This window comes from Streptomyces sp. NPDC042259 (genome assembly GCF_055582085.1).
The window spans coordinates 44259-61182 of record NZ_JBVJDW010000007.1 but is presented as its reverse complement, the minus strand read 5'-3'; the positions used below and the strand labels follow the sequence as shown (position 1 = coordinate 61182).

The 16924-nt window shown below is 70.2% G+C and carries 16 protein-coding genes and 5 tRNA genes; 8 read left to right on the top strand and 13 right to left on the bottom strand.

What is annotated here, in order from left to right; translation table 11 throughout:
* Nucleotides 1-20: 20 nt before the first annotated feature.
* From ACZ6MA_RS20025 to ACZ6MA_RS19985, 9 genes are all read right to left on the bottom strand, one after another.
* Nucleotides 21-96: transfer RNA gene (locus ACZ6MA_RS20025), tRNA-Gly, on the bottom strand.
* A 32-nt stretch (nucleotides 97-128) separates the two neighbouring features.
* Nucleotides 129-761, bottom strand: a complete 633-nt coding sequence (locus ACZ6MA_RS20020; RefSeq protein WP_469435235.1) for a response regulator — start codon at nucleotides 759-761, stop codon at nucleotides 129-131.
* The gene (locus tag ACZ6MA_RS20015; RefSeq protein WP_469435234.1) at nucleotides 758-2065 is read right to left on the bottom strand and encodes a sensor histidine kinase; all 1308 of its coding nucleotides are present in this window, start codon (nucleotides 2063-2065) and stop codon (nucleotides 758-760) included. The genes ACZ6MA_RS20020 and ACZ6MA_RS20015 overlap by 4 nt, the downstream gene beginning before the upstream one ends.
* 36 nt (nucleotides 2066-2101) lie before the next feature.
* Nucleotides 2102-2860, bottom strand: a complete 759-nt coding sequence (locus tag ACZ6MA_RS20010) for an ABC transporter permease (RefSeq protein ID WP_469435233.1) — start codon at nucleotides 2858-2860, stop codon at nucleotides 2102-2104.
* Nucleotides 2857-3834: an ABC transporter ATP-binding protein gene (locus tag ACZ6MA_RS20005; RefSeq protein ID WP_469435232.1), complete on the bottom strand. Its 978-nt coding sequence runs from the start codon at nucleotides 3832-3834 to the stop codon at nucleotides 2857-2859. The genes ACZ6MA_RS20010 and ACZ6MA_RS20005 overlap by 4 nt, the downstream gene beginning before the upstream one ends.
* Nucleotides 3835-3994: 160 nt before the next feature.
* A tRNA-Gly gene (locus tag ACZ6MA_RS20000) sits at nucleotides 3995-4070 on the bottom strand.
* 76 nt (nucleotides 4071-4146) lie between these two features.
* Nucleotides 4147-4218, bottom strand: a tRNA-Gly gene (locus ACZ6MA_RS19995).
* Nucleotides 4219-4304: 86 nt separating this feature from the next.
* Nucleotides 4305-4376: transfer RNA gene (locus ACZ6MA_RS19990), tRNA-Gly, on the bottom strand.
* 90 nt (nucleotides 4377-4466) lie between these two features.
* Nucleotides 4467-4784, bottom strand: coding sequence for a histone-like nucleoid-structuring protein Lsr2 (locus tag ACZ6MA_RS19985; protein WP_469435231.1), 318 nt, complete (start codon nucleotides 4782-4784; stop codon nucleotides 4467-4469).
* A gap of 304 nt (nucleotides 4785-5088) precedes the next feature.
* On the opposite strand from ACZ6MA_RS19985, the gene purS reads away from it, so the two are divergent.
* The 6 genes from purS to purM all read left to right on the top strand — a co-directional run bounded on the left by purS (nucleotide 5089) and on the right by purM (nucleotide 12045).
* Complete coding sequence (gene purS, locus ACZ6MA_RS19980; RefSeq protein ID WP_130878754.1) at nucleotides 5089-5343, top strand: phosphoribosylformylglycinamidine synthase subunit PurS; 255 nt, start codon at nucleotides 5089-5091, stop codon at nucleotides 5341-5343.
* Entirely contained in the window at nucleotides 5340-6020 is a 681-nt protein-coding gene (purQ, locus tag ACZ6MA_RS19975; protein WP_469435230.1) for a phosphoribosylformylglycinamidine synthase subunit PurQ, read from the top strand. The genes purS and purQ overlap by 4 nt, the downstream gene beginning before the upstream one ends.
* Complete coding sequence (purL, locus tag ACZ6MA_RS19970; protein ID WP_469435229.1) at nucleotides 6020-8269, top strand: phosphoribosylformylglycinamidine synthase subunit PurL; 2250 nt, start codon at nucleotides 6020-6022, stop codon at nucleotides 8267-8269. Before purQ ends, purL begins: the two co-directional genes overlap by 1 nt.
* Nucleotides 8270-8374: 105 nt before the next feature.
* A complete protein-coding gene (locus ACZ6MA_RS19965) occupies nucleotides 8375-9172 on the top strand; it encodes a maleylpyruvate isomerase family mycothiol-dependent enzyme (RefSeq protein WP_469435228.1) in 798 nt (265 codons plus the stop codon).
* Between the two features lie 219 nt (nucleotides 9173-9391).
* Nucleotides 9392-10909, top strand: coding sequence for an amidophosphoribosyltransferase (gene purF / locus ACZ6MA_RS19960; protein WP_469435227.1), 1518 nt, complete (start codon nucleotides 9392-9394; stop codon nucleotides 10907-10909).
* A 41-nt stretch (nucleotides 10910-10950) separates the two neighbouring features.
* A complete protein-coding gene (purM, locus tag ACZ6MA_RS19955) occupies nucleotides 10951-12045 on the top strand; it encodes a phosphoribosylformylglycinamidine cyclo-ligase (RefSeq protein WP_469435226.1) in 1095 nt (364 codons plus the stop codon).
* 239 nt (nucleotides 12046-12284) lie between these two features.
* Here purM and ACZ6MA_RS19950 read toward each other — a convergent pair whose 3' ends face one another.
* Together ACZ6MA_RS19950 and ACZ6MA_RS19945 are read right to left on the bottom strand one after the other, a co-directional pair.
* The gene (locus ACZ6MA_RS19950) at nucleotides 12285-12536 is read right to left on the bottom strand and encodes a DUF3073 domain-containing protein (protein WP_469435225.1); all 252 of its coding nucleotides are present in this window, start codon (nucleotides 12534-12536) and stop codon (nucleotides 12285-12287) included.
* A 344-nt stretch (nucleotides 12537-12880) separates the two neighbouring features.
* The gene (locus tag ACZ6MA_RS19945; RefSeq protein WP_469435224.1) at nucleotides 12881-13984 is read right to left on the bottom strand and encodes a Leu/Phe/Val dehydrogenase; all 1104 of its coding nucleotides are present in this window, start codon (nucleotides 13982-13984) and stop codon (nucleotides 12881-12883) included.
* A 202-nt stretch (nucleotides 13985-14186) separates the two neighbouring features.
* Between ACZ6MA_RS19945 and ACZ6MA_RS19940 the strand changes: the two genes are divergently transcribed.
* Together ACZ6MA_RS19940 and bldC are read left to right on the top strand one after the other, a co-directional pair.
* Nucleotides 14187-15041 carry a DUF8083 family protein gene (locus ACZ6MA_RS19940; RefSeq protein ID WP_469435223.1) on the top strand — a complete coding sequence of 285 codons (855 nt, stop codon included), beginning with the start codon at nucleotides 14187-14189 and terminating at the stop codon, nucleotides 15039-15041.
* Nucleotides 15042-15554: 513 nt separating this feature from the next.
* The gene (bldC, locus tag ACZ6MA_RS19935) at nucleotides 15555-15761 is read left to right on the top strand and encodes a developmental transcriptional regulator BldC (protein WP_003949541.1); all 207 of its coding nucleotides are present in this window, start codon (nucleotides 15555-15557) and stop codon (nucleotides 15759-15761) included.
* 529 nt (nucleotides 15762-16290) lie between these two features.
* On the opposite strand, the gene ACZ6MA_RS19930 is transcribed toward bldC, so the two are convergent.
* Together ACZ6MA_RS19930 and ACZ6MA_RS19925 are read right to left on the bottom strand one after the other, a co-directional pair.
* A complete protein-coding gene (locus ACZ6MA_RS19930; RefSeq protein WP_469435222.1) occupies nucleotides 16291-16575 on the bottom strand; it encodes a DUF6274 family protein in 285 nt (94 codons plus the stop codon).
* A gap of 225 nt (nucleotides 16576-16800) precedes the next feature.
* A tRNA-Asp gene (locus ACZ6MA_RS19925) sits at nucleotides 16801-16875 on the bottom strand.
* Nucleotides 16876-16924: the final 49 nt, after the last annotated feature.

Here is a 16924-nt window from a genome sequence, read left to right as displayed (position 1 = left end):
TGACCGGGGCCTTCTCGTAATGGAGCGGACGACGAGACTCGAACTCGCGACATCCACCTTGGCAAGGTGGTGCTCTACCAACTGAGCTACGTCCGCATGCCCCGCGCTTCCGTGCGGTGCGGGAACCACTATAGCCAACCTTGAGCGCGTGCGATGCGCGCCGCCGCGTGACGGTTCTCCGCCCCCAGCTTCGCGGCGGCCGCCGAGAGGTAGTTGCGGACCGTTCCCGGCGTCAGAACCGCCCGCTCCGCGATCTCCGCGATCGGAGCGCCGTCCTCCGCCAGCTCCAGCAGCTCCGCCTCCCGCGCGGTCAGCGGCGAGTCCCCCGCGCTGATCGCGTCGGCCGCCAACTCCGGGTCCACATAGCGGCTTCCGCCGTGCACGGTACGGATGATCTCGGCGAGCCGCTGCGCCGAGACGGTCTTCGGCACGAACCCCCGCACCCCCGCTTCGAGGGCCCGCTTCAGATGCCCGGGGCGACCGTGCCCGGTCACGATCATGCTCCGGCACAGGGGCAGTTCGGTCCGCAGCGATGTGGCGACCGTCACGCCGTCGGCCCCCGGCATTTGAAGATCGAGAACCGCGACGTCCGGCCGGTGCGCCCGCGCCATGACGAGGGCCTCCGTCCCCGAGGCGGCCTCCGCGACCACCTGGAGATCGTCCTCCAGCCCGAGCAGCGCGACGAGCGCACCACGGATGAGGTGCTCGTCGTCGGCGAGCAGCACCCGTATCGGCCGGCCGCCGGGTGTCTGCCCGCTCATGCGGCGTCCTCGGCGGTCCCGAGGGCGGTGCCGACGGCGGTGCCGACGGCGGTCCCGGCGGGCCCTGCGGTCCCGATGGGTCCGGTCACCGTGCCCGCCCGTGCGAGCGGAACCCGGGCCGTCACACGGAACGCGGCGGGCGGGTGGCGGTCGGCCGTGAGCGTGCCGCCGAGGGCGGCGAGTCGTTCCCGCAGGCCCGCGAGGCCCGAGCCGCCACCGGACACCGGGCCCGCCGGCGCGACACCGTCGTTCTCGATCACCAGCACCGCCGTTCCCTCCACCACCCGCATCCGTACGGCACAGCGCCCGGCCTCCGCGTGGCGCAGCACGTTGGTCGTGGCCTCGCGGACCACCCAGGCCAGCGCCGACTGCGCGGCGGGCGGCAGTTCCTCGCCCGCCTTGTCGTCGATGCGGCAGTCGATGCCGGCGGAGGCCAGCACGCTCCGGGCCCCCGCCAGTTCGGTGTGCAGATCGGCCTCCCGGTAGCCCCGGACGACGTCCCGCACCTCCCGCTGGGACTCCCGTGCGAGCCGCTGGACCTCGTTCATCTCGTCGAGGGCGGCCGGGGAACCGCGCCCGGCGAGCCGGACCGCCAGTTCGCTCTTGAGCGCGATCACCGAGAGATTGCGGCCGAGCACGTCGTGCATGTCCCGCCCGAACCGCAGCCGTTCCTCCGCGACCGCCAGCCGCGCCTGCGCGCCCCGTGCCGCGTCCAGCTCCCACATCACGGCGAGCATCCACGCCGAGGTACGCACGACGCCGACGCTCCACAGGGCGAGGAGGAAGGCCGCCAGGAGGACCACCGGCAGGCACTCCCACTCGCCCGAGACCAAGCTCATCACCGCCCCCGCCACCGCCCCGGCGCCCAGGCAGACCAGCGTGTACGGGACGAGCCGGGTCAGCAGGCTGTAGGAGCCGAGGACGGACAGCCCGCTGCCCATCAGGATCCACAGGGCCAACGGGTACCGGCCGGGTCCGTGCTCGGCGACCTGGTACCCGAGCACCGCCACCGTGGCCAGGAACAGCGCGCCGCCACCGGCCAGCCGCCGCCAGGGCGCGGGGCCCCGGCCGAGGCGGTGGTCGAAGGCCCGCCGGGCCAGCGAGGGATGCAGGGCACACTGCGCGGCCCCGAGGGTGATCAGCGTCCAGCCGAGCGCCGCGTGCCGCCCGCCGCCGAGCACCATGGGGACATCGAAGGCGAGCAGCATCAAGGGCGTCAGGTACACCGTCCAGCGGGTGTAACTGTCCACCCGGGCGATGCCGCTCCGGCCCCGCCAGCCCCGCACCCGCGTCCGCATGCCCATGCGCGCGCCCCCCCGTCATGTCCCTCGGCCCCACCGTTACCGCCGTGGTTCCCAGCGGAACCACCGGCGTACAGCAAACACGGCCAGCGCCGTCCAGGCCAAGGCGGTGACCAGCGCCCGCAGGGCCTCGCCCGCGTCCATGCCGCCCAGCCAGCCGCCACGGACCAGCTCGACCACCGGCGTCAGCGGCAGCAGCCGGCCCACGTCGGCGACGGCCTCGGGGAAGATCTCCAGCGGTACGACCAGCCCCGAGCCCATCAGCGAGAGCAGCAGCAGGGGAGAGGTCACCAACTGCGCGCTCTCCACCGTCTTCGCGATCACCGTGGTGACGGCGGCCAGGGCGACGGACATGACGATCCCCAGCACCACCCCGGCCAGCAGCAGATCGGGCCGGGCGACCGCCCGCAGGTCCAGCCAGAAGATGCCCGCCACCAGCAGCACCACGCACTGCGCCAGCGCCACGGCCACCGCCGGCAGCGCGGTCCCGGCGATGATCTCCACATCGCCGGCCTCGCCGGTGCGCAGCCGCTTGAGGACGAGTTCCTCACGGCGGGCCACCAGCGAACTCACCAGGTTCTGGTAGACGACCAGGAGCAGGATGAAGCCGAACGCCCCGGTCATCGAGATCTCATTGACGGACATCCCCGTGTCCTCGGGGTCGAGCTTGCTCGTGCCGTTGCGCATGGCCCAGACCATGAAGGCGGGCAGCAGCAGCGCCACGTAGAGCGCCATCTTGTTCCGGCTCAGCAGGAGCAGTTCCGCCCGCCCCATCGCCAGCATCCGTGTCGTCGTCATCGCTCGCCCCGCCCCGTCCTCGTACCGTCGGCGTCGGTGGCCGTGCCCGCGCCCGCTATCGCCAGGAACGCCTCCTCCAGCGAGGCGGTCCGCGCGTCCAGCCCGTCCAGCTCCAGGTCCTTGTCCTGCGCCCACACCAGCAGCCCGGTCAGGGTCCGCTGCAACTCGTGGGTCTGGAGCTCGATCCGCCCCTCGTTCTCCTCGTGCCGGAGCACCCCGAGCGCGTCCAGCGGCGGCAGGTCCCCGACGAACCAGCCCGCCGGCATCCCGAAGCGGATCCGCGCCGGATAGGCGGCGATGACCTCGGCCGGCGTGCCCGCGGCCACGATCCGCCCCTCGCGCATGATCGCGAGACGGTCGGCCAGTGCCTCGGCCTCCTCCAGGTAGTGCGTGGTCAGCAGCACCGTCGTGCCGTCGGCCCGCAGCCGGCGCACCAGCTCCCAGGTGTCGTGGCGGGCCTCGGGGTCGAGTCCGGTCGTCGGCTCGTCGAGGAAGAGCACCTCGGGCCGGCCGGTCAGCGCGAGCGCGAGGTCCAGCCGCCGCCGCTCACCCCCGGAGAGCTGCTTGACGCGCACGTCACGCCGCTGTTCGAGCTTGACCAGGCCGAGCGCCTCGTCGACGGGCCGTGCCCCCGTGGTGCAGCCGGCCCACATCCGTACCGTCTCGGCCGCCGTCAGATCGGAGGGGAAGCCGCCCTCCTGGAGCATCATCCCGACCCGGGGCCGCACCACGCCGCGCTCCGCGTACGGATCGTGGCCCAGCACCCGCACCCGGCCGCCGGTGGGCTTCGCGAGCCCCTCCAGCAGCTCGACCGTGGAGGTCTTGCCCGCGCCGTTCGTCCCGAGCAGCGCGAACAACTCGCCCCGCCCCACGGTGAAGGAAACATCCCGCACCGCCTCGAACCCCTTGTCCCCGGCCGGCCCGTACCGGCGCCGCAGCCCGGTGACGTCGATCACACTGTCCCCGATGTCCATGCCTCAAGGCTCCCGGCGGAACGGGCCCGAAGGCAGTGCGGGCTGTCATGGCTTCGGATGACGAATGTCATCGGGCGCCGGTGTCATCGGGAGCCGGACACGGCGGAGTCGCGGGAACACGAAGAAGGCCCCGGTCGTGATGACCGGGGCCTTCTTCCCATGGAGCGGACGACGAGACTCGAACTCGCGACATCCACCTTGGCAAGGTGGTGCTCTACCAACTGAGCTACGTCCGCATGCCTCCGCTCGGCTTTCACCGGCGGCGCGAACATCACTCTACCTGATCCACTCGCGTGGTCGGTAAGCGATGAGAGCGGGTGACAGGAATCGCACACTGCGCCTTCTCCCTGGAAGGGAGACGCTCTACTACTGAGCTACACCCGCATGCCTCCGAACACCGGCCCACGAAGGGCCGCCGATCGGCGGAGCATCACCGTACCCGACCACTTGCGTGGCCGGACGGCGATGAGAGCGGGTGACAGGAATCGCACACTGCGCCTCCCCCCTGGAAGGGGGGCGCTCTACTACTGAGCTACACCCGCGTGACTCCGAAGTTCGGGCCCGTTTCCCGGCCTTGCCCCTCGGCGTGATCCAGACTCTAGCTGATCATCCGGGGTGTTTGGCAAGTCGGCTCAGTCGACGGCGTTGAAGGCCTCGTAGACCTTCTTGGGGATGCGGCCGCGCGGCGGCACCTCCATGCCGTTGGAGCGGGCCCAGGCACGCACGGCCGCCGGGTCGGGCGCGACGGCGGTGCGCCGGTAGACCTTCCCGGAGCGGGACTGCTTGCGGCCCGCCTCCAGGTAGGGGGCCAGCGCGGCACGCAGTTTCTTTGCATTGGCGGTGTTGAGGTCGATCTCGTACGACCTGCCGTCCAGGCCGAAGGAGACGGTTTCCGCCGCTTCCCCGCCGTCGATGTCGTCGGAGAGTGTGACCACTACGCGCTGCGCCACGAAAATCGGTCCTTTCGGTCGGCACCGTCCGCATTGACCTGCGGTGATGCCGGGGTTCCGGTGGTTTGGAATCAATGCTTATTCATTTGTACAACAAAAGGCATTGAGTGGTGAAGCCCAGTTAATTCTGTCCGCGCGCCCCGCCGCAATGCGGGCCGTGCGTTTTTCCCGCGATTTTTCCCGGGCGGGCCCCTTGTCGATGTGAAAGCGAGCGGGAAGCCCAGGATATCTATGCGCGTAGATTTTTCGGGACTGTACTCTGACATCACCGCTTCAGCTCACGCACCACACACCGGGAGTGCCAGTGGCACGCGTCGTAGTCGACGTCATGCTCAAGCCGGAGATCCTCGACCCGCAGGGCCAGGCGGTGCAGCGCGCACTGCCCCGCCTGGGTTTCGAGGGGATCGCCGACGTCCGTCAGGGCAAGCGCTTTGAACTCGAGGTGGAGGGACCGGTCGACGAGGCCGCCCTCGCCCGCATCCACGAGATGGCGGAAACGTTTCTCGCCAACACCGTGATCGAGGACTTCACCGTGAAGGTCGACGGAGAAGCACGATGACGGCTCGCGTAGGGGTCATCACCTTCCCCGGCACCCTGGACGACCGCGACACCCAGCGGGCCGTCAGGATCGCCGGGCTCGAACCCGTCCCGCTCTGGCACCGCGACAAGGACCTCCGGCAGGTCGACGCCGTGGTCCTGCCGGGCGGCTTCTCCTACGGCGATTACCTGCGCGCGGGCGCCATTTCGCGCTTCTCGCCCGTCATGGAGAAGGTCATCGAGGGGGCCCGCGAGGGCATGCCCGTCCTCGGCATCTGCAACGGCTTCCAGGTCCTCACCGAGACCCACCTGCTGCCCGGCGCGATGCTCCGCAACAACCACCTGCACTTCATCTGCCGCGACCAGAAGCTGCGGGTGGAGAACGCGGACACCGCCTGGACGTCCGACTACGCGGCGGGCCAGGAGATCTCCGTCCCGCTGAAGAACATCGACGGCCGTTACGTCGCCGACGAGCGCACCCTCGACATGCTCGAGGCCGAGGGCCGGGTCGTCTTCCGCTACCTGGACGTGAACCCCAACGGTTCGCTGCGTGACATCGCCGGCATCACCAACGAGGCGGGCAACGTCGTCGGCCTCATGCCGCACCCCGAGCACGCCGTGGAGCCGCTGGTCGGCACCGGCCGTACCGACGGGCTCGGATTCTTCACCTCGATCCTCAAGAAGCTGGTCGACGCCTGATGACCCTCGACACCGTCAAGCACGCGGGCGAGACGCCCGACACCGACCAGCCGTGGGCCGAACTCGGCCTGAAGCCGGACGAGTACGAGCGCATCCGCGCGATCCTCGGCCGCCGCCCGACCGGCGCCGAACTCGCCATGTACTCCGTCATGTGGTCCGAGCACTGCTCGTACAAGAGCAGCAAGGTCCATCTGCGGCAGTTCGGCGAGAAGGTCCCCGCCAACGACGCCATGCTCGTCGGCATCGGCGAGAACGCGGGCGTCGTCGACGTGGGCCAGGGGTACGCGGTCACCTTCAAGGTCGAGTCGCACAACCACCCCTCGTACATCGAGCCCTACCAGGGCGCGGCCACCGGCATCGGCGGCATCGTCCGCGACATCCTCGCGATGGGCGCCCGCCCGGTCGCCGTCATGGACCCGCTGCGGTTCGGCGCGGCCGACCACCCGGACACCAAGCGCGTCCTGCCGGGCGTCGTCGCGGGCATCGGCGGCTACGGCAACTGCCTGGGCCTGCCCAACATCGGCGGCGAGGTCGTCTTCGACGCCTGCTACCAGGGCAACCCGCTGGTCAACGCCCTGTGCGTCGGTGTGATGAAGCACGAGGACATCCACCTCGCCAAGGCTTCCGGCGCCGGCAACAAGGTCATCCTCTACGGCGCCCGCACCGGCGGCGACGGCATCGGCGGCGTCTCCGTCCTGGCCTCCGAGACGTTCGACGACTCGAAGCCCGCCAAGCGCCCCGCCGTGCAGGTCGGCGACCCGTTCCAGGAGAAGCTCCTCATCGAGTGCACCCTGGAGATCTTCCGCGAGGACCTCGTCGACGGCATCCAGGACCTCGGCGGCGCCGGGCTGTCCTGCGCCACCAGCGAGCTGGCCAGCGCCGGTTCGGGCGGCATGCGCGTCGAGCTGGACACCGTGCCGCTGCGCGACTCCTCCCTCTCGCCCGAGGAAATCCTCATGAGCGAGTCGCAGGAGCGCATGTGCGCGGTCGTCGAGCCCGGCAAGGTCGACCGCTTCATGGAGATCTGCGAGAAGTGGGACGTCATCGCCACCGTCATCGGTGAAGTCACCGACGGCGAACGGCTGGAGATCTTCTGGCACGGCGAGCAGATCGTGGACGTACCGCCGCGCACGGTGGCGCACGAGGGCCCGGTCTACGAGCGCCCGTACGCCCGCCCCGACTGGCAGGACGCCCTGCAGGCCGACGACGCGAACAAGCTGCCCCGGCCGGCCACGGCCGAGGAGCTGCGCGCGCAGGTCCTGAAGGTCGTCTCCTCCCCGAACCAGGCCTCCAAGTCCTGGATCACCGACCAGTACGACCGGTTCGTCCAGGGCAACACGATCCTTTCGCAGCCCGAGGACTCGGGCATGGTCCGCATCGACGAGGACACCAACCTCGGTGTCGCCGTCGCCACCGACGGCAACGGCCGCTACACCAAGCTCGACCCGTACACGGGCGCACAGCTGGCGCTGGCCGAGTCGTACCGCAACGTCGCCGCCTCCGGGGCGCGGCCGCTGGCCATCTCCAACTGCCTGAACTTCGGTTCGCCCGAGGACCCGGCCGTCATGTGGCAGTTCGCCGAGGCCACCCGTGGTCTGGCCGACGGCTGCCTGGCCCTGGGCACCCCGGTGACCGGCGGAAACGTCTCGCTGTACAACCAGACCGGCGAGACGGCCATCCACCCCACCCCGGTGGTCGCGGTGCTCGGTGTCATCGACGACGTCGAGCGCCGTACGCCGATCGCCTTCGCCGAGGAGGGCCAGCTGCTCTACCTGCTGGGCGACACGGCGGAGGAACTGGGCGGCTCCGCCTGGTCCCAGGTGATCCACGACCACCTCGGCGGTCTGCCGCCCAAGGTCGACCTGGACCGCGAGAAGCTGCTGGGCGAGATCCTCATCTCGGCCTCCCGCGACGGCATGGCCGACGCGGCGCACGACCTGTCCGACGGCGGGCTGATCCAGGCCCTCGTCGAGTCGTGCCTGCGCGGCGGCAAGGGTGCCCGGATCGTCGTCCCCGAGGGCATGGACCCGTTCGTCTTCCTCTTCTCGGAGTCGGCCGGCCGGGCGCTGGTCTCGGTGCCGCGCAGCGAGGAGCTGCGGTTCACCGACATGTGCGGCGCGCGCGGGCTGCCCGCCACGCGCGTGGGTGTCGTCGACGGCCAAGAGATCGATGTGCAGGGCCAGTTCAGCATTCCGCTGGCCGAGCTGCGCGAGGCGCACGAGACGACGATCCCGGCGCTGCTCGTCTGATCCCGTCCGTTCCCGGGCTTCACGAAGGCGGTCCGTCCCTGCGGGGGCGGGCCGCCTTCGGCGCAATCGGCCACCCGCCCCACCCCCACGGATTAGGGTCGGAACATGCCTTCCGCCCCGCGCAAACCCCGTGCCCGCAGCTACGACCCCGCCAAGACCCGCGCCGCCGTCCTCGCGCAGTTCCGGAACGTGCGCGAGGCGGTGGCGGGGCTGAGCGCCGAACAGCTGGCGCTGCCGACCCGGCTCGGCGACTGGACGGTCCGCGAGCTGGCCGCGCACATCGCGAGCGTCACCGACAACGTCAGCCGCAGCATCGAGGCCCCCGCCCCCGAGCGCCACGAAGTCGCCCTGGTCGACTGGGCGTTCGCCACACGCGCGTTCGCGGGAAAGGTCGACGAGGCGGCCCACGAGGCGGCCGCCGGCGGCGAGCCGCTCGAACTCCTGGACCGCACCGCCACCCGCTTCACCGAGATCACCCTCCCGGCCGCCGGTGACCGGCTCGTCGCGGCCCGGGTCGGCGCGATGCGCCTGGACGATCTGATCGTCACCCGGTGTGTCGAACTGACCGTCCACACCGACGATCTGGCCGCCGCGCTGGGCACCGAGATCCCCTACGACCGGCAGGCGTTGGCCACCTGTGTGCGGCTGTTGGCGGACGGGCTCGCGACCAAGGCACCGGGCGGTTCGGTGGAAGTCCGGATTCCGCCTTTTGCGGTGGTCCAGTGTGTGGCAGGGCCCAAGCACACCCGGGGCACCCCGCCCAACGTCGTCGAGACCGATGCCCTCACCTGGGTCCGCCTCGCGACCGGCCGTACCGACTGGGCCACGGCCCTCGATCACGCGCTCGTTTCCGCGAGCGGGGAGCGCGCGGACATCTCCGCGCAACTGCCGTTGCTGGGCTGATCCGAAGGCGTTCCCGGGGCCGCCGGGGGAAAACAGCGGAAAGCGGGGGAAAGTGGGGGAGGGGCCCCGGAAAAAGCGCCGGGAAATCCCTGCCGGGAAACGCGGGAAAAGGCCCCCGAACGGTCATCGCGCGTACGCGTCGAGTGGCTGTGCGTGGTGTGAGCCATAACCCCTCGTCCCCGGTTCGGATGAACCGCGTACCTGCAATAGACTTACCTTGTGCCTCGTGGTGACGGACGACTCAGCCACGACCTGCTCCCCGGTGAGAAGGGCCCCCAGGACGCTTGTGGCGTCTTCGGTGTCTGGGCTCCGGGTGAAGAGGTCGCCAAACTCACCTATTTCGGACTGTATGCATTGCAGCACCGTGGACAGGAGTCCGCGGGTATCGCTGTGAGCAACGGCTCCCAGATCCTCGTTTTCAAGGACATGGGACTTGTCTCCCAAGTCTTCGACGAGACCTCCCTCGGCTCCCTCCAGGGCCATATCGCGGTCGGACATGCCCGCTACTCCACCACCGGAGCCTCGGTGTGGGAGAACGCGCAGCCGACCTTCCGGGCGACCGCCAACGGCTCCATCGCCCTCGGTCACAACGGCAACCTGGTCAATACCGCCCAGCTCGCCGAGATGGTCGCCGCCCTCCCCCGGGAGAACGGCAGGGCCACCCAGGTCGCGGCGACCAACGACACCGACCTGGTCACCGCGCTCCTCGCGGGCCAGACCGACGCCGACGGCAAGCCGCTGACCATCGAGGAAGCGGCCGCCAAGGTCCTCCCCGACGTACAGGGCGCCTTCTCCCTCGTCTTCATGGACGAGCACACCCTGTACGCGGCCCGTGATCCGCAGGGCATCCGCCCGCTGGTCCTCGGCCGGCTGGAGCGCGGCTGGGTGGTGGCCTCCGAGACCGCCGCCCTGGACATCTGCGGCGCCTCCTTCGTACGCGAGGTCGAGCCCGGCGAGCTGGTCGCCATCGACGAGAACGGCGTACGGACCTCCCGCTTCGCCGAGGCGAAGCCCAAGGGCTGCGTCTTCGAATACGTCTACCTCGCGCGCCCCGACACCGACATCGCGGGCCGCAACGTCTATCTCTCCCGCGTGGAGATGGGCCGCAAGCTCGCCGCCGAGGCCCCGGTCGAGGCCGATCTGGTGATACCGACCCCGGAGTCCGGCACCCCTGCCGCCGTGGGCTACGCGGAGGCCAGCGGCATCCCGTACGGCACGGGCCTGGTCAAGAACTCCTACGTCGGCCGGACCTTCATCCAGCCGAGCCAGACCATCCGCCAGCTCGGCATCCGGCTCAAGCTCAATCCGCTCAAGGAAGTCATCCGCGGCAAGCGCCTCGTGGTCGTCGACGACTCCATCGTCCGCGGCAACACCCAGCGCGCTCTGGTCCGGATGCTCCGTGAGGCCGGTGCCGCCGAGGTCCACATCCGGATCTCGTCGCCCCCGGTGAAGTGGCCGTGTTTCTTCGGCATCGACTTCGCCACCCGGGCCGAGCTGATCGCCAACGGCATGACGGTCGAGGAGATCGGCAAGTCGCTGGGCGCGGACTCGCTCGCGTACATCTCCATCGACGGCATGATCGAGGCGACCACCATCGCCAAGCCGAACCTCTGCCGCGCCTGCTTCGACGGCGAGTACCCGATGCCGCTGCCCGACCCCGAGCTGCTGGGCAAGCAGCTGCTGGAGTCGGAGCTGGCCGGTGGCACCGACGCCGCCGACGCGCTCCGACGCCCGTAACGCCTCCCGTAGTACCGAACGCGACACGAAAGTACCCAGCTATGCCTGCTGAATCTCTTGAGGCCGCTTCGCAGCCGGGCACCGGTGCCAGCTACGCGAGCGCGGGCGTCGACATCGAAGCCGGCGATCTCGCCGTCGAGCTCATGAAGAAGTGGGTGAAGAAGGCCACCCGTCCGGAGGTCGTCGGCGGCCTGGGCGGCTTCGCCGGCCTCTTCGACGCCAGCGCTCTCAAGCGGTACGAGCGCCCGCTGCTCGCCTCCGCGACCGACGGCGTCGGTACGAAGGTCGACATCGCCCGCCGGATGGGCGTCTACGACACCATCGGCCACGACCTGGTCGGCATGGTCGTGGACGACCTGGTGGTGTGCGGCGCCGAGCCGCTCTTCATGACCGACTACATCTGCGTCGGCAAGGTCTACCCGGAGCGGGTCGCGGCCATCGTCAAGGGCATCGCCGAGGGCTGTGTCCTCGCGGGCTGCGCCCTCGTCGGCGGCGAGACCGCCGAGCACCCGGGGCTGCTGGCGGCCGACGACTTCGACGTGGCCGGTGCCGGCACGGGCGTGGTCGAGGCCGACCGGGTCCTGGGCGCCGACCTCATTCGAAAGGGTGACGCCGTCATCGCGATGGCGTCGTCCGGTCTTCACTCGAACGGGTACTCGCTGGTCCGCCATGTGCTCTTCGACCGGGCCGGCTGGGAGCTGGACCGCGAGGTTCCGGAGTTCGGCCGCACCCTCGGCGAGGAGCTGCTGGAGCCCACCAAGATCTACTCGCTGGACTGTCTCGCCCTCACCCGCACGGCCGAGGTGCACGCCTTCTCGCACATCACCGGCGGCGGTCTCGCCAACAACCTGGCCCGGGTGATCCCGGCCGGGCTGCATGCGACGGTCGACCGTTCGACCTGGGCCCCGGGCGCCGTGTTCGACCTGGTGGGACAGCTCGGCGGCGTGGAGCGGCGGGAGCTGGAGAAGACCCTGAACATGGGCGTCGGCATGATCGCCGTCGTGCCGCAGGAGTCCGTGGACGTGGCCCTGACGACGTTCGCCGACCGGGGCGTGGAGTCCTGGGTCGCGGGAGAGATCACCGAGCGCGCCGAGGGCGCCGAGCCGGTGGTGCTGACCGGGGACTATTCGAGCTGACCGGTCCGGGCCCGTCGGCCTGCGGCGGGCCCGTCGTTGCCGCCTGCGGCGGCGAGCGCCCTGCGGGCGCGTCCTCGAACTCCCTCGGCCACCGCTGGGAGGTGCCCCGGACGGGCTTGGTGTGGCCGGCCTCGGCCAGATCAAGCCCGCTGGTCCGCACTGATCCGCCGGACAGGCAACAGGCAGCACAGAACCCGGTCCGGGGCATGCCCCGGACCGGGTCAGTGGGAGTTATGGCGTCAAGCGCGGCGACGATAGGTCTCGGACGATTGCTCGTCCTCGTCCTCTTCGCCGTTGTAACGATCGGCGTACTGCGCGTACGGATCGTCGTCCAGCTCATCGTCCTTTTCGAGCGGCTCGCTTGGCAGCGGCTGCTTCGCCGGCGATGCGCCCAGCTCATTGGCCAGACGTGAGAGGTCGGTCCCGCCGCTGTTGTACTTCAGCTGGCGGGCGACCTTTGTCTGCTTGGCCTTGGCCCGGCCGCGCCCCATGGCTCGACCCCCTCAGTGACGGGGCTCGACGGCCCCAGAGTCAACGCGTTCACGTTCATGAGTCAGAGCGGACTCCCGTTGGGAAGTCCGGCCTGTAGGGCTTCAACGGTACCTGCTTCCGCGGCCATACGGTACGTCGCCCGCATGACGTGGCACGGAGCACAACCCGCAAGGAGCCCCGTCCCCGCTGGTCAGCTGCGATTTTAACGTGTCTTGTGCGCCGACCCGCCGAGGGGTGGTGAGAGATCTCTCCCTCACCACCTCCGAACGGCGGGTCTGTGGGGACCGCTGTGCGGGCCCCGACAACCTGTCCGGCCGATCTTGGCCGGCGGGCCGGAGAGCGGTCAGCCCCGTGCGGCGGCGCGGGCCTCCGCCATCCGCTGCTCGGCGAGCCGGTCCGCGGCCGCCGCCGGCGGGATGCCGTCCGCCTTGGCGCGCTCGAATATGGCGGCCGTCGTGTCGAAGATCTTCGTCGCCTTGGCCTTCGCCCGGTCGAAGTCGAAGCCGTGCAGCTCGTCCGCGACCTGGATCACGCCACCCGCGTTCACCACGTAGTCCGGGGCGTAGAGGATGCCGCGATCGGCGAGGTCCTTCTCGACGCCGGGGTGGGCGAGCTGGTTGTTGGCCGCGCCGCAGACGACGGTGGCGGTGAGGGCGGCCACCGTCTCGTCGTTCAGCGCGCCGCCGAGGGCACAGGGGGCGTAGACGTCGAGCGGCGTACGGATCAGCACGTCGGCGTCGACGACGGAGGTGACCTGCGGGTGACGGGCGGTGATCCGCTCCACGGCGTCCGTGCGGACATCCGTGATCACGACCTCGGCACCGTCCTCCACCAGGTGCTCGACGAGGTGGTGGCCGACCTTCCCGACGCCCGCGACGCCGACCCGGCGGCCGCGCAGCGTCGGCTCGCCCCACTGGCTCTGCGCGGCGGCGCGCATGCCCTGGAAGACACCGAAGGCGGTGAGGACGGAGGAGTCGCCGGCGCCGCCGTTCTCGGGGGAGCGGCCGGTGGTCCAGCGGTTCTCCCGGGCGATCACGTCCATGTCCTGGACGTAGGTGCCCACATCGCAAGCCGTGACATAACGCCCACCGAGGGAGGCCACGAAGCGACCGTAGGCAAGCAGGAGTTGCTCGGTCTTGATCAGATCGGGATCGCCGATGATCACGGCCTTACCGCCACCGTGGTCGAGCCCCGCCAGCGCGTTCTTGTACGACATACCGCGCGACAGATTGAGCGCGTCCCGCACCGCCTCCGCCTCGGAGGCGTACGGGTAGAAGCGGGTACCGCCGAGCGCCGGGCCCAGGGCGGTGGAGTGCAGGGCGATGACGGCCTTCAGGCCGCTCTCGCGGTCCTGGCAGAGCACGACCTGCTCGTGTCCACCCTGGTCCGAGTGGAACAGGGTGTGCAGTACGCCTTCGGCGTGGGAGGTGGGACGTACGTCAGTCACTGTGGTGACTCCATATGTCGCGGAGGTCGCCCTCCGAGGGGTGGGGGAGGGCCGGTTGGCAAGAGAGTAAGACCTCCCGGCCCGGCTGATCGGTGTGGTGCGGAGGATCACTCTCCCGGGCTCCGGCGACATGGGACGATCTGGGCGGTACGGGGAGGTCACCGGCGCTCCCCGGGTGTCCTTCGGCTTGAGGGAGCGAGCGTTGCGACTGGCGTCATCGGTGACGGTCCCGTACGCGGCCTACCTACGGGTCTACGAACCGCTCGGCGCGTTCCCCGAGCCGGAGCGTACGCACTGGGTGCGCTACGCGCGGCGCGGAAAGCTCCCCGGCGCCCAGGACGAACTGCGCCGGTCGCTGGCCGACTTGCTGCCCACCCCGCCCGTGCCCGTCCCGGTGCACGAGAGCGGTGACGCCTTCATCGCCCTCCAGGACGGCGTGCTGTGCGTCTGCCCCTGGCGGACCCGGCTGCGCGGCTGGCTCGCGCTGGAGGAGCTGGCCGAGCGGTTTCCCCCGCCCGTCCTGGACGCCGTGCTGCCGCCGGTGGTCCGGGGACAGGCGGCGGCGGACTACGCGCGCTGGCAGGAGCGCAACCCGGACGCCCGCCCGTGGATCAAGACCGCGACCTGGCAGGTGCCGCTGCGCTGGTTCGTGCTCTTCGCCGACGAGGAGCGCGAGTACGCCAAGGACGAGCCCGGCCCCACGGCCCGGCCGGCGCCGGTCCTGCGCTACCGCACGCCCATGGTGCAGGCCCGGCGGCGGGTGGCGCGGGCCCTGCGCACGCTCAAGGACGCCATCGAGGAAGGGCCGCTGATCGACGGCCTGGTGGAAGTGGGGCGCTGGCTGGAGGAATTCCATCCGCGCTCCCTGGTGGAGCTGGACTACGGCGGGCTGGTCCATCTGGTGCCCGAGCCCCGGCTCGCCGACGATCACTCCGCCGCCGATACGGCGGAGGGGCTGGCGGCGTTGCGGGACGGGGACGGTGCGCGGGCGGGCGCGGCGTACGAGCGGCTCACCGAGCGCTGGCGCGCCGTGCGGGATCGGCAATACGCCAACTGAGAATCCATAAAGCGGGAACTGCCGGGGCTGCTGGGACGTCTGGAGATGGCTGGGACCCGTGCGGTAGGACCTAGGTCCCGATCCGGGCCATTGCGGCAACCGTGACCTAACGCACTTACGTCAGGTCTTGCGCCCATCGCCCACCCTCGTGGCAAAATAGGACAAGGAGTCCGGGAAGGACTCCTTCCGTCCAAGTATGGGCGGATAGCTCGGTATTGCCCCCATTGACGGGTCTGGTGACCCCTGATCCCGCTGTGACTGATCGTCACGGCGGCGTGACTGTCCGCTATGACATGGTCCATCGGGTTCCGTCGAGGTTGAACACCTGAGAGGGCAATTCCATCGGTTTGGCCGACGTGGCTGGACAGATGGTGTAGTTGTAGTGCCGAGGACAAGCCGTTCGTCCTATAACCGACTCGGCCCGCGTCCGCCATTTCGGGCAACGCGGGTCAAGGTGCAGAATTTAGAGGAAAGAACCGACGTGATGGTTCGGTTCTCCCGAGGAGGCCGCTCATGACCGCTCGCACCCCTGATGCCGAGCCGCTGCTGACCCCGGCTGAGGTTGCCACGATGTTCCGCGTGGACCCGAAGACGGTCACCCGCTGGGCCAAGGCAGGCAAGCTCACGTCCATCCGCACGCTCGGAGGACACCGGCGATACCGCGAAGCGGAGGTCCGCGCGCTGCTGGCGGGCATTCCGCAGCAGCGTAGCGAGGCCTGAACAAAGGCATAACCGGGCGATTTCCGGGGCCCCCAACCCGGCTTTCGCCCAAGCACCACCTGGCTGTAAACGACTGGACGCCTGCCCCAACAGGCCCCATGCCCACCGACTTGGGTGCGTCGTCGATCGCGCTGGACTCCGCCGGGTCCAGCGCGATCTTTTTTATGCCCGCCGCCGGCCCGGCCCGACCGTCCCCGGAGAGGCGGCCCGTGGAGGCACACGGGGGGGCGGGGGTCGCGGAGCCGTGGCGGAGCCCTGGGGCCCCGGGGGCTCGATCACGACGGGGCCCGGTGAAGTCCGGCGGAACCCCGGGCGGAAGACCCGGGAGAGGCGCCCCCCATTCGGGGGGTGGTGCAATTGCACATATTAAATTGACCGGGTGTAGGCAGGGGGTAAGTTCCCTCACTCCGGAAACTCTTTCGGTGACTCCTGTCACATCGCGACGTGCTTGTCACTCACCGTGCGGCTGCGGTAGAGAAACCCGGCTTCCACCCTGGCATTCGACTGCCGCTCCGGCAGCCGCCGTTGGTCACCGAAAAGAGGGACTTTCGGCCCCGGCGCCCGCCGCCCGTTCGGCAGCACGCTCCGGGTCGCGCTCGGTGGCCCCCTCGGGCCCGCCCCCGGCCCGCACGGGGGTCTCCTCGCCCGCCCCGCCGCCGGCCTCCTGGGCGAGCCGCAGGAGCCGGTGGCACACCGGGCAGTGTCTGGTCAGGTGGCGGTACCCCGAGGCGGCCGAGAGATGGGCGCGCAACAGCGCCCTCGTCTCGTGCCGGATGCGCTCGGTCCGCTCGGCTCCGGTCCGGGTCCTCGTCATGGAGTGCGGCACCTCCTCCACTGCTACGGGTACCCCTGGCACGTGTCGCCGTCAAGGTCGAACGCAAGAAGCCCGGAATCCCTGGGGGAATCCGGGCCACAAGCAGTAAGGCCCGCACTCGTGACGAGTACGGGCCACAAGCAGCAAGGCCCGCACTCGTAATGAGTACGGGCCACACAAGCGGCAAGGCCCGCACTCGTGACGAGTACGGGCCTTACCTTGATGCGGTCCTGACGGGATTTGAACCCGCGGCCTCCACCTTGACAGGGTGGCGAGCACTCCAAACTGCTCCACAGGACCTTGCTTTGCTTTCCCGCCTTCGCGGTGCTGCGAAGCAAGACTCTACAGC

What these genes read in the sequence shown, in the direction of transcription:
- ACZ6MA_RS20005 (WP_469435232.1), bottom strand. Translation starts at nt 3,834, where the DNA reads ATGGACATCGGGGACAGTGTGATCGACGTCACCGGGCTGCGGCGCCGG.
- ACZ6MA_RS19950 (WP_469435225.1), bottom strand. Translation starts at nt 12,536, where the DNA reads ATGGGGCGCGGCCGGGCCAAGGCCAAGCAGACAAAGGTCGCCCGCCAG.
- ACZ6MA_RS19930 (WP_469435222.1), bottom strand. Translation starts at nt 16,575, where the DNA reads ATGACGAGGACCCGGACCGGAGCCGAGCGGACCGAGCGCATCCGGCAC.
- ACZ6MA_RS19965 (WP_469435228.1), top strand. Translation starts at nt 8,375, where the DNA reads ATGCCTTCCGCCCCGCGCAAACCCCGTGCCCGCAGCTACGACCCCGCC.
- ACZ6MA_RS20020 (WP_469435235.1), bottom strand. Translation starts at nt 761, where the DNA reads ATGAGCGGGCAGACACCCGGCGGCCGGCCGATACGGGTGCTGCTCGCC.
- ACZ6MA_RS20010 (WP_469435233.1), bottom strand. Translation starts at nt 2,860, where the DNA reads ATGACGACGACACGGATGCTGGCGATGGGGCGGGCGGAACTGCTCCTG.
- ACZ6MA_RS20015 (WP_469435234.1), bottom strand. Translation starts at nt 2,065, where the DNA reads ATGGGCATGCGGACGCGGGTGCGGGGCTGGCGGGGCCGGAGCGGCATC.
- purL (WP_469435229.1), top strand. Translation starts at nt 6,020, where the DNA reads ATGACCCTCGACACCGTCAAGCACGCGGGCGAGACGCCCGACACCGAC.
- bldC (WP_003949541.1), top strand. Translation starts at nt 15,555, where the DNA reads ATGACCGCTCGCACCCCTGATGCCGAGCCGCTGCTGACCCCGGCTGAG.
- purQ (WP_469435230.1), top strand. Translation starts at nt 5,340, where the DNA reads ATGACGGCTCGCGTAGGGGTCATCACCTTCCCCGGCACCCTGGACGAC.
- purM (WP_469435226.1), top strand. Translation starts at nt 10,951, where the DNA reads ATGCCTGCTGAATCTCTTGAGGCCGCTTCGCAGCCGGGCACCGGTGCC.